Origin of the sequence: Planctomyces sp. SH-PL14 (assembly GCF_001610835.1) — a bacterium.
Lineage (GTDB): Bacteria > Planctomycetota > Planctomycetia > Planctomycetales > Planctomycetaceae > Planctomyces_A.
In genome coordinates, this window is the sequence record NZ_CP011270.1 from 2781628 (window position 1) to 2796856 (window position 15229).

Below are 15229 nucleotides of genomic sequence, written 5' to 3' on the forward strand. Positions count from 1 at the left end.
CCTGAGCAGGAGAAGACGGGATTCGCCGGCCTCGAATGGGAAAAGCGACTCCTTACCGAACGGGAAGGTCGCTGGGACTCCACCTTGTGAAGCTCAAAAGAGTCGCGATGCAGACAAAAAGGGCCGGGGCGAGGAGGGCCAGATAGTCGAACAGAGCGGTCAGTGGAATCGCGAGGCCAGCCCCGGTCATAAAAGAGAGGATCTTTCCACCACGGAGGGCGGCGCCCTTCAACGCCGACTTGCGTTCGTCGCCGTCGGCCAGAATCGCTGTCCCCAGATGGATGCCGACATCGGTCGCCGGCCCTGTCACGTGAGTCGTTCTCACCGCCAGTCCTGTCGTCGACGCAACGGCTGCGTTCTGCAGGCCCATCGTAAAGGCCAACAGAGAGAGGAACGCCACCGGAGGCGGCCCAGCCGTGGCGGGCTCTCCCAAGCTCCCAAACAATCCGGCTCGCCCCGCCGCGGCAGTGCCGGCCAGCAGCAGGACCACGGAGACCAGCGGCGTCGCCCAGCGAGGCCGCTTTCCCCGGCGCGCCCGCTCCTGAATGACGATCACCGACGTCGCCCCGCCGATGATGAAGCTGAAGAGGATGACCGCATACTCCACCGCGACCCCGATGGCCGGCCACTCCAGCCCAAGGCGGGTCACCGTTCCCGTCACATGCGTGACGAACTGCTGGCACATGATGAACGCGAACCCATTCACCATTCCTGCCGCGCAGGCGAGAAGCATCCAACTCGGCAGGTGTCGTGGAGAGTAGATTGTCTCTGGGGTATGAAGCGTAATCTTCATGGCGTGTATCGTGAAAACTCAGCTTTGTTCAGGGACATCGGTCTACCGGAAATCGAATGGGACGACGCAGTGCGCTCCACGCCCCAGAGCAGCGCACCGGGAATGCGCGTCTTTCTATGGCTGTGCACCCCCGGTGCCGTCGAGACAGCGAAATGACCAACTGCCACAAGTGGCCTCCAACTGCGAAGTTGCTCGCGGCTCTAAATTGGCGGTACGCGACTCTTCGAGGGGATTCTTACTGCTCGCGTTTGAAACCAGAGCTGGCCGCAGTGGAAGGCTGGTCCTGACACGGGCTGTCGGACAGTCGTTCATCGTCGAAGAGTCGATCATCTTCACTTTGCAACGCGTCTGGGCGATTCGCGCGACACTCCTCCGGCGGACCTCTGGCACACCGTGAGAGCCTCAAGTGGAGATTCACGTCGACGAGCAGCGGGCAGTCCGCTTCCCGTTTTGGCAACAAAGAGATTGGGGACTGTCTCGACGCGGTTGGGGAACGGCCCCGGTCTACCCTTTTCCGTCGGGAACCAGCCCGCGCCCAGGCGCCGAAAGTTTCGGAGTGGGCCGGCTTCTGTAGCTAAGGCTCCCGTGTGACAGCGAGAAGCCATCGATGAACATAGAGAGGCTACAGTGGCCAAACAGGTAAACTTGGTCGCCGCGAATGACCAGTTCGAGGCACTGCGGCATACCCCTCGGAAAGACGTGTCTCGCGGGAGTGAGACTCTGGTGGCTCCGAAGCTCCTCCGCCGTCTTCACCGCGAATGCGACGCTGAGAGGGGCTCAACACCAGCAGCGTCATAAAGCGAACAGACGATGACCCCGCTATCCGACTCAGTGGCAGTTGGCTTAACACAACCGGGCACGAGAAATGCGGCGATACACAGTTGGGCCTTCCGTTGGAGAAGGGGTCGTCCCGGTTCAGCTACGCTGCCGATCGACGCGGTCGCCGCAATTGATTGATTCACCGGCTGCACGCCCCCGCAACCCCATTCGTCGAAAGGCTTCAGACGATGCGACTCTTCATCTTGGCGATTGTGCTCTGCTCCGTACTCTCGCCCCACGCCTGCATTGCCGAAGACGGGGGAGCCAAGGATTCGTTTGCGGCTGGCTCTGTTTGGATGGGTGACATGCGATTGGCCAGAGAGGACTCTCGAACAGGGCAGGCGGCACTCACCGTCGCCGAACGGAACGGGGAGACCTTCAAAGGCGCGCTCGTTGTCAAGGGGCCCGGCGGGCGCGTCTTCACTTTCGAAGTCACCGGCACGGCTCCCACCAAGGCCGCTGGCGCCGTGATCTGCGAGACACCCAAAGAAGGACTCCAGCAACTCAAGCTGCGAGGCAAGTTGTCGAACGGAGTGACCATATTGGGGGTCGTCGGGACATCCCCGTTTGGCGACAAAGGGGCTGCGGCGATCGTGCTAAAGCAGAAGCTCTAGGACAGGGATCGGCAACGCGACGTTCGGAACGATTCTACCCAACTCAATAAGCAAAACGCCCGGGCAGCGGTGTCAAGCTATGCCCGAGCGCGAATGCCCGGGTTGCCGGACCTACGGACACTCCAGGGGCAGACTACGCTGTGGCGTCAATTCACGATACCCCGATAATTCGCTGAGCGTCGCTGTCGTTGCCAAGGGCGGAAAGGGGCGGTGGGGATCAAGCCGCACATAGACTTGCCCCTCTCTTGTCGCGACTTCTTCCCCTGAAACACCCGGGGACAGGAGCAGCAGGGAGGCGGGCCAGCACTGCACCCTCCAATGTTTGGTGCAGACGCACTTCGGGGAGGAAGAGCGGCCGGACGCGAACTCTAAGAAGCGACCTCAGAGCTCAAGCGTCCGGCAGCGGTTGCTTCCGCGATACGGCTTCGTACGCTCGCCTTTCAGGCCCAGCCTATGCCTGGGACTTTCCCCCCGTAGTGCTGCCGCCCGACGACACCGAAATCCGGTCGACCAAGTATCCTGCAAGCGCCCCCACGCAGAGGAACGGGATTGCGGCAATCGGAACAAACACAAGCCCTATCGCTGCTTGCGCGTCGGCTGAAAGGGCGAGCGAAGAGTGAAACCACCCCAGGAATCCGAACGTCATGAGACAGGGAGTGACGAGTGATATCGGCCTCCTGTAGACGTAGGTCAGGCCGAGCAAGGTAAGCCACGTCGGAGCGTTCATTACTGAGATAAACAGGATCGCGGTGGCGCCACCAGCTGTGTATTGCCCTACCCACTCGGGACCTCCAAGTAATCGGGCACCGAACGGAAGCACTGCCCCGACAACGGCGATCAGAAGTCGTGCAGTCCCCATGACGCCTCCACAAACCGGGCATCGCCGTCGGCACTTCGGCTCATTCCTGGCTGCTGCAGCATCTTGCGTACCCCTTCTCGTCCGTGACGGTCGTGAGAACGGGAAACATTGTCCTACGCAGGAGACGGCGCATCTCGCAGTGAGCTGGATCCCTTGTGACCATGTGGCGGCACAAAGTTCGCACAGCCTAGGCTGCCCCAGAGATCTTACCGGGCAATCGCTCCACCACTCGCCAGGAGAAGTACGATGATCGGTCGCCGAGCATTTGGATTGGCAGGTCTGTCCGCCCTTGGGCTGGCCGCGATAGAGGGCTCGCTGTACGCCAAGGAGGGAGGAGATGCCGGGCACGGCGACATGGCTTGCGCGGAGGCCTGCTCCGATTGCCAGCGGATGTGTGACATGTGCGCCACGCACTGTGCTCAAATGCTGGCCGACGGAAAGAAGAGTCACTTGGCGACGTTGGAAACCTGCCGCGATTGCGCGGATCTCTGCGCCACTGCTGCGCAGATTGTGGCCCGGGGAGGTCCGTTTGCGGCTCTGGTCTGCCGGGCCTGTGCCGACGCCTGTTCCGGCTGCGCGAAGGAGTGCGAGAAGTTTCCGGACGATAAACACATGAAGCTGTGCGCCGAGGAGTGCCGCAAGTGCGAAAAGGCCTGCCGCACGATGCTGGAGCACGCTGGCCACTAAGATAATGGCTAGGCCGCCGCGGCGATTCGTTGGACGACCGGACGTGGCCGCCGCCCACGATCGTACGGGGACAGAGATCAGGCCAATCAGGCAGGACGTGGTATCGAACGGCTCCCTCGGCGGTACTAAGCATACCGGGCCGCTTGCGAATGCGGTCTGAGCCCCTGGCGTTCGTTGAGGTCGGTTCTGACACATCCAAAGCGTTAGGGGAGTGCGCTCGACGTACGCTTGATAATGCCCGTCGAGCCTAGCCGCTGCATCTCCCCCAACGCCTTGTTGTTCCCAAATCGCACTACTTTCCGAATCTGGCCGAGAAGCCACTAGCGATTCGCATCCCTGCTGCGCCGCAAGCTCCGTCAGCGGGAGCAGCCTTCAGGTGACGTGGCATCTGGGATTGTGCTGGTCAATCACCGACGCCGCTCTGCACTGGACTGTTAATCCGCATCTCCTATGGAAGTCCCCAGAAAAACATGATCGCGACAGCTGTGGGAGGCACAGCCCCCAAGAGCAGCCCCAGCGGACTGATGCCGTCCTCTCCAAACGCCTTGCTCCGGTTCAAAATCCCCGCTCCCGCCGGGTTGGGGGCATTGGCGATCACCGTCAGACCTCCCCCCGTGACCGCCCCGGCCACCAGCGCGTACTTGAGCTCGTCGCTGATCCCTTCAACAAGGGAGCCGAGGTACGTCAGCGCGGCGTTGTCCGTGATCGCCGTTAAAGCCGTTGCACCAAAATACAGCGATGAGCCTCCAAGGCTGCTGATAAGAGGCTTCAGCCAATACTCCTGCAGGCTTCCGAGGGTCACGAGCCCCGCCAGGAAGAACCCGACGAGGAGACCTTCGCGGAGCTTGAGCCGGTCCTGGTATTCGCGGGTCGCTGTCGCCAGCCCCAGGAACAGCATGAACACCCCCAGGAACACATCCGGGTGATGGGCCAGCCCGACCACGGCCGCCAGGAACAGGCAGTGCAGGATCGTCAGCCACGCCGGGATCGGGCGGGCCACCGCTTCCACTGGTTCCATCGCCGCGAGTTCCCGACGAAAGGCCCACGCCGTGCAAACCGTAGAGACGGTCGCGGCAAGGGCCGCCCGCCATCCGAAGTGCGACAGCATAAACCAGGTGTCCCACTCCCACTTCCGGGCCACCATCAGGACCGGCGGCGCGGCGAAGTGTGTCAGGGTTCCGCCGATTGAGACGTTGACAAACAGCAGCCCCAGCAGGGCGTAGGCGAACCGGGATGTGATCTCCTGGTCAAAGTACCGCCGTTTCAAGACGAGCGCCAGGAGCGTCATCGCGGCGGGTTCCGTCACAAAGGAGCCCAGGAGCGGCCCCACGGAGAGAGCTGTGACAAAGAAGGCGGTCTCCTGGGGCAATGGCAGGAGCCGCGAGACGCGATTCAGGATTCGCTCCGCGAGCGCCACGACGGGGCGGGTGGCGGCGATGACCATCACGACGAAGACGAACTTGGCCTCGGTGAAGTTCAGGCCGTCGATGTAGTGGGCCGCCTGCTCGACCGAGCCGGTGACCGCCACGATCCCGACGAACAGCGCGGCGGCCCACAGGCCGAACACGACCTCAGTCTCGGCCAGAAAGTGGAGCAGGTTCTCGGCGATCGAGCCTTCGGGAAAGCGGTGGGCCCACTTCGCAAAGCGGCCGACGAGGAACGTGTGAAGAACAGCCAGGGCGAACAGAACCGTCGCCAGAATTTCCAGTGTCGAGGGAGTCATGGCACCGTGCGCGGAGAGTCTGATGCGGACGGGAGAGCCGGCATCGAGACAGGACGAAGGAAGAGCCGGCGTCGAGGACCGGGCCGCTACCAGCCGCCGCCGTTCGTCAAAAAGAGCTTGAGGTAGAGATCGTGCTCAGAGGAGGCACGCGGTTCCGCCGGGCGGGAGCACTGCGACGGCGTGGAACGGGAACCTCTCATGTCCGCCAGTGTAGCGGCCGGAAGGGGGGCGACAACGCGTTTCGCCAGTCCACTTGCGAAGAACCTCACAACGGACAATCGGACAAGAAAACAGGTTCCCGGTCCTCTACCCTCAACCTACGATGAGAATTCAGGACAGCCGCCTCCACACTCCGATCTAAGTCTCCATTGGTCTCATCGTGAACCGGGCCTTCACCACCGAACACGATCTCTACCTGAAGCTCTTCATTACCAATGGGGGCGGGTGGTAGCACCCGTTCGTGCCTCCCTGTCGTCATCCCGCTCCAACTCTGCCAGGGATGACGCTGTTGCGCGCCTGCGGGCACGGTGCGCCCTCTCTGGCCGTCTCCAATGCGGAATTCCCATGAACACTGCGCCGCACTCCGCGTCGATGCTGGTCGTTTTCTGTCGCATCTTCTGGATGCTCTTCGGTCCGCTCCTGTTCGCTCTATCGCTCTACCATGTGGCCACGGCCAGCGGCGGGGGTTTCCGCCCCGCGGACGCCTGCTGTCTGGCGCTTGCGGCCGCCCTGCCGATCGCCCGCTGGATCGAGTCCTTCGGCGGCGATCCCCGGACCGCGACGGGCGATCCCGTCACCCGCGGCGAGATCTGGAGATACACCTGGATCGCGGGCGGTGGGGGCCTGTGGCTGTGGATCACGACACGAGCGATCCTGCTGCTCATCTTCGACCATTGAAGCCTTCGTGTCGGCATTGCCCTGCAGAAGGCGCCCGTTCTGACGCGATTCCCGATCCATGCGGAATCGGAGACCGTCGGCCAAGATTTCGCCGCGTGCGGATGATCGGCGCTCGCCGGCGGTCCGATGCTTGTCAGATGCCGCGGCTTGAGGCAGGATGGGGTGACCCGTTCTTGACGGGACAATGGGCTAAGTTCGTCGACGATTGAGTGGCGTTATGTACTTCAAATTCAACTGTCCGCACTGCGAGCGTTCACTCAAAGTCAGTCAGGACCGCAGTGGCAAGAAGGTGGCCTGTCCCTACTGCCACAATTCTCTCGTCGTTCCAGATCTCCCCGCGGATGCCGCGGCTCCCTCGGCGCCGGGGGAGTTCAACTGGAGTGCTCTGGCGGCTCAGACGGCGGCCGGAGCATCCGCGGTCACCGACGCCGCGGGACGGAGTGCCGCAGGGCGGCCGCGCGAGAGCATGCCAATCGGTTCGGCCCGCAGCCACTCCTCGGCCGGCAGCGACGTCAGCCTGGTGACCAGCGGGGCGATCGGCTTCGTATGCGCCTCCCTGCTCTTTGCCGCGCTCTATCCCTTCCGAACGGTCCGCGCCGGAGGGATGTTCTGGGACAGCTTTTCGATCAACTTCCCGACGACGCTGCTGATGTTCTGGTCGTTCGCGATCCTGTTCCTGAAGTGGCGGCAGCTCGCCCGACAGAAGTCGGCGATGCTCCTCGACCTGCTGCCGACCGACATCTCGCAGGAGATCACGCTGCAGTCGCTCGACCGCTTCGCGGCACACATCAACAGCCTGCCGGCGGACGCTCAGGAGAGCATCCTGGTGAACCGCGTCCGGCGGGGAATCGAGCACTTCCGCGTCCGCAAGAGCGCCGCCGAAACCGTGACGATGATGGAGTCCCAGTCGGCGATCGACGCCAGCAACGTGGCGGGCAGCTACACCATTATCAAGGTCTTCATCTGGGCCATGCCGATCCTGGGCTTCATCGGCACCGTCATGGGGGTCAGCAGCGCCGTCAGCGGCCTGTCGGCGACGCTGCAGAGCGCGAATGACATCTCGGCAGTGACGGAGTCCATGAAGGGGGTTTTCGGCGGGCTGGGAGTCGCCTTCGATACGACGCTACTGGCCCTGGTCATGAGCATGGCGGTCAAGATCCCGACGTCCGCCATGCAGAAGAGCGAGGACGGCGTCGTCACGGTCGCCGACGAATACTGCAATGAGAATCTCCTACGGCGGCTGAATGACGATCACGACGCCACGAACCGCGGCGGGCCGACCGACGCGAGGGTCTTCCGGGAGGCGGTCGAGGCGGCGCTCGGAACGCACCACGCCGAACTCGAGAACTGGATGAAGAAACTCGATGCGATCGGGTCCAGGTTCTCCACCCAGATTGCGCAAGGCTGGGAAGACCTCAACCGGCGGATGCAGGAGCGGCATCAGGAAGAGGACCAGCACCTCGCCCAGTTCCGTCAGCAGTACGTGGAGCAGGTGACCCAGCTCAGCCGCGAGTTGACCGGCATGACCTCCGCGGCGGGGGACATCCAGAGGCAGCTCGCAGAGCTGACGTCCCAGACGGCGGCGGCGCAGAAGGAGGTCGAGAAATCGGCCGGTGAGTCCGCCGGGGCGCTGCAAACCGCGTTTGTGGGGCTGGAGCGGGGTCTGACGTCGCTCGGCAGCGTGCTGGAGTCTCTGGGAGAGAAACAGGTCCTGATCCAGCAGGTCGAAGCTCCACGTCGCTGGTGGTTCAGCCGCAAGCCGTACGGCCACGGCTGATTCCTCGCCGCCCTCCCGTTTCCCAATGAAGTCATGGCCAGACGACCTCCTCCGGACGAAGACGACGTTTCACTCTTCCCTTTCCTGAGCATCGTCGCGTCGATCATCGGCGTGCTGACGCTCATGATCGCCTCCGTCACGCTCGGACAGATGAACCAGGGGGACGCAAAGGAGGTTGTCGCGAACGCCCAGGAGATGCAGCGGATCAGGAAGGAGCTGGATGAGTCCGAAGAGGCGATCCGCGAACTCTCCCTGCGGCTCGATGCCGATCAGGCCCGGCTGCTGAAAGAAGGGGGACAGCGTCGGGAGGAACTGGTCAAATCCCGCGCCGAGCTGGACGCATTGCTGAAGGAACTGGCGGCAACACAAAAGAAGGCCGCGGAGCAGAAGTCGATCAAGATCGTGATTCCCGAGCTGCCCGAAGGTCAGCGGGAGACCGTGGCGGATATGCAGGCACAGCTCGGCAGCGTCAAGGAACGGCTGGCGGTCTTGACGAAGGACCTGAACGCCAAGAGAGCCCCCTCCCAGGAGGCCGAGGTCTCGGTCCTGCCAAGCGGATCGGGGCTCAATATCATGCCGAGCTTCATCGAGTGCCAGCGGGACGCCATCGTGCTCCACACGGAGGCCGAACCGCTGCTTGTTCGCACCGCAGAAGCGGCGGCGAACCCTAAGTTTGTCGCACTTCTGGAGAAGGTCGCCAACGGGCGCGACACGGCGATTATCTTTCTGGTCCGCAGCGACGGGCTCGATACCTACCGAACGGTCAAAGCGTTGTGTGACGCCAACGAGGTCCGCAACGGAAAGCTTCCGGTTGTGGGACAGGGACGCCTGGATCTCAGTCACTTCCGCAAAACGGAGATGCCCCCTAAATGAGACGGCGGGTCAAAGTCGAAGAAGACGACGGGGGCGGACTCGATTCGCTGCTCGACACGATGACCAACGTCCTGGGCATCCTGGTCCTGGTGATCGTCACGACGCAGCTTGACGTCAAAGATGCCGTGAAGCGGATCGCGGACTCCGACGTCGTCCAGCCCGAGGCCCTGGAGGCGGCCCGTCAAAAGCTCACTCTGACAAAGGACCAGGCCGAACAGATCCGGTCTCAACTGGGGGCGGTCCCGATGAGCGACGCGGGGGCAGTCACGGTCGAGATCGACGACCTCCGCCGCAAGATCGACGAGACGCGCGGCTCGCTGGCGACGACAACAAAGACCGTCAACGAGTACGCGCTGAAGATCCAGCAGGACACCAAGAAAGTCGAAGAGGCCAGGAAGCTGCTGCAGGACCTGAAGGAGACCGAGCCGAAGCGGATGGAACTCAAGGAAAGCCTCGCCTCCGCTCTCAAAGACGAGGCCCGGCTGAAGGCCCTGCTCGACAAGACCCCTGTGCAGCGGGCTCCGCCTCCCAAGACGGTGACACTCCCTGACCCGCGCCCCGCTCCGGAAGGGGCCCGCCCGGTCACGTTTCTGTGCACGGGCAATCGCGTCTATCCGATCGCGGCCGACGACCTGCGGACCTCCATCGCCAAGTCGGCCGAGCAGGTGGTGGCCGCCCGGGGACTGGACGGCGGGCCCGAATCGGGGGTGAACTTCGACCGGTTCAAGGCCGAGTTCCGCCGGCAGAACCGCAACCTGCGGGACGACTTCTTTGATATCGAAGTCTATGCCGCCGGGATCTATCCGCGGCTGAAGTTCACGCCGCGGGACAAGGCAGGGTTCCACGAGGGGGAGGTCGTCAAGCCGCGCGGCAAGTTCACGCAGATCCTCTCGACGCTCGACCGGACGAAGTATTACGCCCAGTTCATCGTCCTCCCCGACAGCTTTGAGGTGTACCTCGCGGCTCGGGCGGTGGCGGACCAGGCGGGCATCCTCTCGGGCTGGGACCCGCAGCCGCATAGTTTTCAGTACACGACACACCTGGGAGGCCCAATCCTGTTCGGTCCCAAGCCGCCCCCGGATCCCAATCCCAAACCGGCGCCGCCCGCCAAGCCGGCGAATGTCATCGATTGAGGGCGTGCCGCTGTGAGTCAGGTGCTACGGCCCGTGACTCGGCGGGCAGTCCTGCCCCCAAATCGACGCAAAGCCGCTGGCTGGCCCTGCGCCGGCAGCGAAGCATCGGCGCGTCCACGCAGTCGAAGTATGGGACATCTCACTCAACACTCGGGAACTCCTCGCGGCGGTCCCGTAACCACCGGAGAAACGCCACCAGATCCGCCGGATCGTTGAGGTGCCCACGAGCGGCGCTCTCCGGCTTGGATTGGATCCGTAACATCACCCCCGCCGGAAACCGGCGGAACACGTCCTCATCCGTTTCATCATCGCCAAAGAACCACAGCCGTTCCGGCGGAAGCTCCCACTGCCGCAACAGCGCCGCCACGGCGTCTGCCTTCGTCGCCCCATGTCGCGGGCGAAGTTCGATCACGGCGTGTCCTTTCCGCATTCCAATCGTGGTCCGTGTCTGGATGAACTCGGCGATCGTCGCATGGACCTCGTCCCAGAACTCCGGCGGCGTGGCCCGGACATGGACCGTGAGCGTCAGCGCCTTGTCCTCGATCCAGACGCCGGGGGCCCGCAGCCGCCCTGGAAGCTCCATCCGGCAGACTTCCAGCTCGTCCCGGTAAAACGGAGGCGGAGGGACCACGATTGTCCCGTCGTCCAGTTCCAAACCGTGGTTGCCGGCAAACCGCAGACCGTCCGCGGCAACGCGGGTCCGGACGTCCGCCAGCGCCCGCCCCGACACGACTGCCATCCGGACGAGAGGATCTCCGGCCAGATGTTCCAACAGTTCCGGGATGCCGGGCTGAAGCTGGACCAATTCCGGGCGCGGCGCGATCGGGGCCAGCGTTCCGTCGAAGTCAAAGCAGAGGGCCAGCGGCCCCCGCGCGACGGCAGCCAGTTCCGACTGAAGAGAGATCCAATGCCTCATGGTTCGAACCGGTCCGAAATCCGCAGCAGCGTCGAAAGGAACTTGCCGCCCCAGCGATAGACGTTGTTCTGCAGCACGTGCTCGCGCATCCGCGACATGCGGAGCGCCTGGTCGTCCGGGGACATGGTCAGCGCAAAAGCGATGGCCTGCGCGACCTCGTGACTGGCAAAGGGGTTGATCCCCACCGCCTGTTCCAGTTCGCGGTACGCCCCGGTGAACCGGCTCAGGATCAGGACCCCCGCGTTGTCCGAGCGGCTCATGACGAACTCCTTGGCGACGAGGTTCATTCCGTCGTGCAGGGAGCTGACGGTCATGTAGTGGGCCAGGCGGTGCAAGGCCATCATTTCCGGCTGCGACTGGTGCTCCTTGATGAGGACCACCGGCTGCCAGTGGGGCTGGCGGAACTTCCAGTTGATCCGCTCGATCGCCAGGTCCACTTCCTCTTCGATCCGCTGGTACTCCGTCAGGTGCGACCGGCTCGGGACGGCGATCTGCAGGAAGACCGTCTTGCCGTGCCACTCCGGATGCTCCGTGAGGAACTTCTCGTACCCCCGCAGCCGCTCTGGAATCCCCTTGGTGTAGTCCAGCCGCTCGATCCCCAGCCCCAGCAGGCGGTTCCCCAGCCGCAGCCGCTTCCGCCACTTCTCCATCCGGGCCGTCACGTCATCCGAGTCCGCCATCCGGGCGTGGGCCTCGGCGTCGATGCTGATCGGGAACGGACGGACCATTGTCGACTGTCCCTGCCGCGTGATCTCCGAATGCTCGTGATCGATCCGCGCTTCCAGGAACCGATCGACGGTGGTCAGGAAGTTCTGGCAGTGATAGCGGATGTGGAACCCCAGCAGGTCGTTGCCGAGCAGTCCGTCCAGCAACTCCTCCTTCCATGGGAAGGGACGGAACATCTCGTGGTTGGGCCACGGAATGTGAAAGAACTGCAGGATCTTGAGATCGCCTCCCCGCTCCTTCAGGAGCCGAGGGAGAAGGCAGAAGTGATAGTCCTGGATGAAAACGACAGCCGGCTCTCCATCCGCTTCGCGAATGACGGCGTCAGCGAAGCGTTCGTTCACGCGGCGATACGTCTGCCAGTCCGCCTCGTCGAAATGCGGCCGGGTGAACGTGACGTGGCACAGGGGCCACAGCGCGCGGTTGGAGAGGCCGTAGTAGTACCCTTCCTCCTCCTCTTTCGTGAGCCACACCCTCCGCAAGCGGTAACGCGGCGAATCCGGGGGGACCTGCAGGCTGTCGTTCTGATCCACGACCTCGGCATCGGCGTCGCCGGCTCCGTGGGCAATCCAGGTCCCGCCGCTCGCCATCATGATCGGGTCGATCGCGGTCGACATACCGCTCGCCGGCCGAAAGCAGGCGATGCCATCTTCCGTGAAGCGGTGGATGTAAGGCTCGCGATTGGAGACCGCGATGAACTTCCGGTTCGAGAGCTCCGCTCCGATCAGACCTTCCAGCCGGGCCCGGTCCCACGTGGTTGCCATCAATCCCAGTCCTCCCGGTGGTTCACCGCCCCACCATGGCGACTCATCTCCCCTGCGCCAACCTCTGTCATCAACTCGGAGCGAATTCGGTGACACGGATGTCCCGGAGCAGCATCCGAAACCGCAGTTCCCCTTGGGAGGTGAGGCCTTCTCCTCTGTCGATCGGATCGGCCAGATCGGCCGAGCTGAAGAAGGTCTGTGGGCCGGTTGGCCCTCCTCTTCGTTACACTCGACCTTGAGCGCGACTCGAATTCGATCAGCATGGGAACCGTGATGAAGTCATTGGCCGCCGTCGTTTCCTGGTTCGTGGGGACGGAGAATGCCAGCATTGCGAAGTGGATTCTCCTTTCCAGTGCCATCGGGATCGTGGCGGGGCTTGGAGCGATCGTCTTTCAGATCTCCAGCCAAGCGGTCTTTCACCACACCCTCGGCAATCTCGCGCATTACTCGCCCGGTGAGCCGCGAGGAGAACATACACCTTTCACGCACGACGCAGAGTCACCGTTGTCGCCCGTGATGTTGCTGGTGGCCATCACGTTGGGAGGACTCGTTTCCGGGATTCTCGTCTACACATTCGCACCCGAGGCGGAAGGACATGGCACCGACGCCGCGATAGAAGCCTTTCACCAGAAACGCGGCTATATCAAGCCATTGATTCCGATCGTCAAGCTGGTGGCCTCCGCCGTGACCATCGGCACCGGTGGGTCCGGAGGACGCGAGGGCCCGATCGCACAGATCGGCGCCGGATTCGGCTCGTTCCTGGGGACGCGGCTCGGACTCTCGTCTCGCGATCGACGGCTCATGTTGACAGCCGGAATCGCCGCGGGGGTCGGCTCCATCTTTCGCGCCCCTCTGGCGGCGGCCATCTTTTCGGCCGAGATCCTCTATCGCGACGCCGATCTGGAGACGGATGCCATCATCCCGTCGGCGATCTCTTCCATTGTTGGATTCAGTGTCTACTCGCTGAGCCTTCCCGCAGACAAACGGTTCATGCCGTTGTTCGGCAATGGTCTGGGATACTCCGTGACGTCGATCGCTGAGTTGCTTCCTCTCACTTTGCTCGTTGCGGTGTTGGTTGCGGCCAGCTTCGCCTACGTCCGCGTCTTCTACGGGTTGCACGCCGCATTCAAGAAAGTGCCTGTGTCGCCGCAACTGCGGCCAGCGATCGGAGCATTTCTGACAGGCCTTTGCGGGCTGGGCCTCTATTTCACTTCGGGCCGGAATCCTCATCTTCTGAGCGTACTCTCCACGGGTTATGGAGTTCTGCAGACGGCCCTGGAGAATGCGCAGAGCCTGGGAGCGACGACGCTGATCCTTGTCGCGGTCTTCAAGATTCTCACGACATCGCTGACGATCGGGTCGGGAGGCTCTGGCGGCGTCTTTGGCCCGTCGATGGTGATCGGCGGCTGCTTGGGTGCGGCCGTAGGGCTCGCAGCGCATTCCGTCGTCCCTTCCTTGGCGCCCAAGCCCGAAATCTTTGCGATCGTCGGAATGGCGGGATTCTTTGCCGGGAGCGCCCACGCACCCATCTCGACGATCATCATGGTGTCAGAGATGACAGGCGACTACCGCCTGTTGTTGCCCACCATGTGGGTCTCCACACTTTGCTTCCTCCTCTGTCACCGCTGGTCGCTTTATGAGAAGCAGGTCCCAACTCGTATGGACTCGCCGGCGCACCGTGGAGACTTCCTTGTGGATGTCCTCGAAGGACTGCACGTGAAAGACGTCCAGCTCCGACAGCGCGAAACAATCCGGGAATCCATGACGATGAAGCAGATCATGGACGTCCTGCCGACAACGCGTCAGAGCATCTTTCCCGTCGTCGACATGGGGGACCGGGTCGTCGGCGTGTTCTCGATCGACGATGTCAGGTCGTACTTCTTCGATCAGTCGATCTGGACGCTCGCCAACGCAAGGGACGTCATGACAACTCGCATCGTGAGCCTGACGCCGAAAGATGACCTGAATACGGCCCTCCGACGTTTCACTTCCGTCAATGTCGACGAACTGCCCGTTTTGAGCGAGGAGGGGGCCAAACTCCTTGGCATGCTCTCGCGCAAGGACACAGTCGCAGAATACAACCGCCGGGTACTGGCACATCAAGAGGCCGTCGCAGCGCATGCGTAGGCATAAGCGTTTGTCGACCGGGAACTCGCAGCCAAGTGACTCGCCCTCCCGACTGGTAATTCGCCGGCTCGCCGACGGGATTCCACTGTGGTGAGCGAGAGTATTTCTCCGTTGCGTCCGGCCCAAGCTGTCTCCAGAATCCGTCCGCTCGGGGATGGTCGAGCGGAGCGGTGGTTGGCCCTACACCCTCCGATCCCGTCCCCGGGCGTCGTTTTCCGCTGATCCAACGAGGGGCGCTCTGCCTATGTCGACGAGGAGAAGCCGGCTTACGTCGGTGCCCATTTCACAACGAAGGGCAAGTCTCCCTGAGGAATTCGCCTCCCGATGCCGTTGCCGTCCTGAACCTGGCCGGTAGATTGACCTTCTTGCCGGGACGCGCTCACTCTTCTCGGCCAATCGTTGCTTGACGACTTCTCGGAAGTAGTGCCATGCGATTCGGCGTTCTGTGGGCGATTGTCTTCTTGTGTTCGTTGGAGTGCCGCGGACAAGAGCCGGACGGGACCTACTACATTCCCTTCGGATCG

The 15229-nt window shown here is 63.0% G+C and carries 11 protein-coding genes; 7 read left to right on the forward strand and 4 right to left on the reverse strand.

Annotated elements, in window-relative coordinates; translation table 11 throughout:
• Positions 1 to 52: 52 nt before the first annotated feature.
• Positions 53 to 733: a YoaK family protein gene (locus VT03_RS10935; protein ID WP_075093014.1), complete on the reverse strand. Its 681-nt coding sequence runs from the start codon at positions 731 to 733 to the stop codon at positions 53 to 55.
• Between the two features lie 1067 nt (positions 734 to 1800).
• On the opposite strand from VT03_RS10935, the gene VT03_RS10940 reads away from it, so the two are divergent.
• The gene (locus VT03_RS10940; RefSeq protein WP_075093015.1) at positions 1801 to 2226 is read left to right on the forward strand and encodes a hypothetical protein; all 426 of its coding nucleotides are present in this window, start codon (positions 1801 to 1803) and stop codon (positions 2224 to 2226) included.
• Between the two features lie 1105 nt (positions 2227 to 3331).
• Positions 3332 to 3772: a four-helix bundle copper-binding protein gene (locus tag VT03_RS10950; RefSeq protein WP_197489295.1), complete on the forward strand. Its 441-nt coding sequence runs from the start codon at positions 3332 to 3334 to the stop codon at positions 3770 to 3772.
• A 448-nt stretch (positions 3773 to 4220) separates the two neighbouring features.
• Here the strand turns inward: VT03_RS10950 and VT03_RS10955 are convergent, their stop codons facing one another.
• Entirely contained in the window at positions 4221 to 5495 is a 1275-nt protein-coding gene (locus tag VT03_RS10955; protein WP_075093017.1) for a putative Na+/H+ antiporter, read from the reverse strand.
• Positions 5496 to 6059: 564 nt separating this feature from the next.
• On the opposite strand from VT03_RS10955, the gene VT03_RS10960 reads away from it, so the two are divergent.
• The 4 genes from VT03_RS10960 (at position 6060) to VT03_RS10975 (ending at position 10175) form a co-directional block, all read left to right on the forward strand.
• Positions 6060 to 6392 (forward strand): hypothetical protein, encoded by a 333-nt coding sequence (locus tag VT03_RS10960; protein WP_075093018.1) that lies wholly within the window; start codon positions 6060 to 6062, stop codon positions 6390 to 6392.
• Between the two features lie 217 nt (positions 6393 to 6609).
• Positions 6610 to 8169 (forward strand): MotA/TolQ/ExbB proton channel family protein, encoded by a 1560-nt coding sequence (locus tag VT03_RS10965; RefSeq protein WP_075093019.1) that lies wholly within the window; start codon positions 6610 to 6612, stop codon positions 8167 to 8169.
• 33 nt (positions 8170 to 8202) lie between these two features.
• A complete protein-coding gene (locus VT03_RS10970) occupies positions 8203 to 9042 on the forward strand; it encodes a hypothetical protein (protein ID WP_075093020.1) in 840 nt (279 codons plus the stop codon).
• Positions 9039 to 10175, forward strand: coding sequence for a hypothetical protein (locus VT03_RS10975; RefSeq protein ID WP_075093021.1), 1137 nt, complete (start codon positions 9039 to 9041; stop codon positions 10173 to 10175). The genes VT03_RS10970 and VT03_RS10975 overlap by 4 nt, the downstream gene beginning before the upstream one ends.
• Positions 10176 to 10314: 139 nt before the next feature.
• On the opposite strand, the gene otsB is transcribed toward VT03_RS10975, so the two are convergent.
• Both otsB and VT03_RS10985 read right to left on the reverse strand, forming a co-directional pair.
• Positions 10315 to 11091, reverse strand: a complete 777-nt coding sequence (otsB, locus tag VT03_RS10980) for a trehalose-phosphatase (RefSeq protein ID WP_075093022.1) — start codon at positions 11089 to 11091, stop codon at positions 10315 to 10317.
• Entirely contained in the window at positions 11088 to 12578 is a 1491-nt protein-coding gene (locus VT03_RS10985; protein WP_075093023.1) for a trehalose-6-phosphate synthase, read from the reverse strand. The genes otsB and VT03_RS10985 overlap by 4 nt, the downstream gene beginning before the upstream one ends.
• Positions 12579 to 12785: 207 nt before the next feature.
• On the opposite strand from VT03_RS10985, the gene VT03_RS10990 reads away from it, so the two are divergent.
• Positions 12786 to 14705 carry a chloride channel protein gene (locus tag VT03_RS10990; RefSeq protein WP_231870642.1) on the forward strand — a complete coding sequence of 640 codons (1920 nt, stop codon included), beginning with the start codon at positions 12786 to 12788 and terminating at the stop codon, positions 14703 to 14705.
• Positions 14706 to 15229 lie beyond the last annotated feature (524 nt).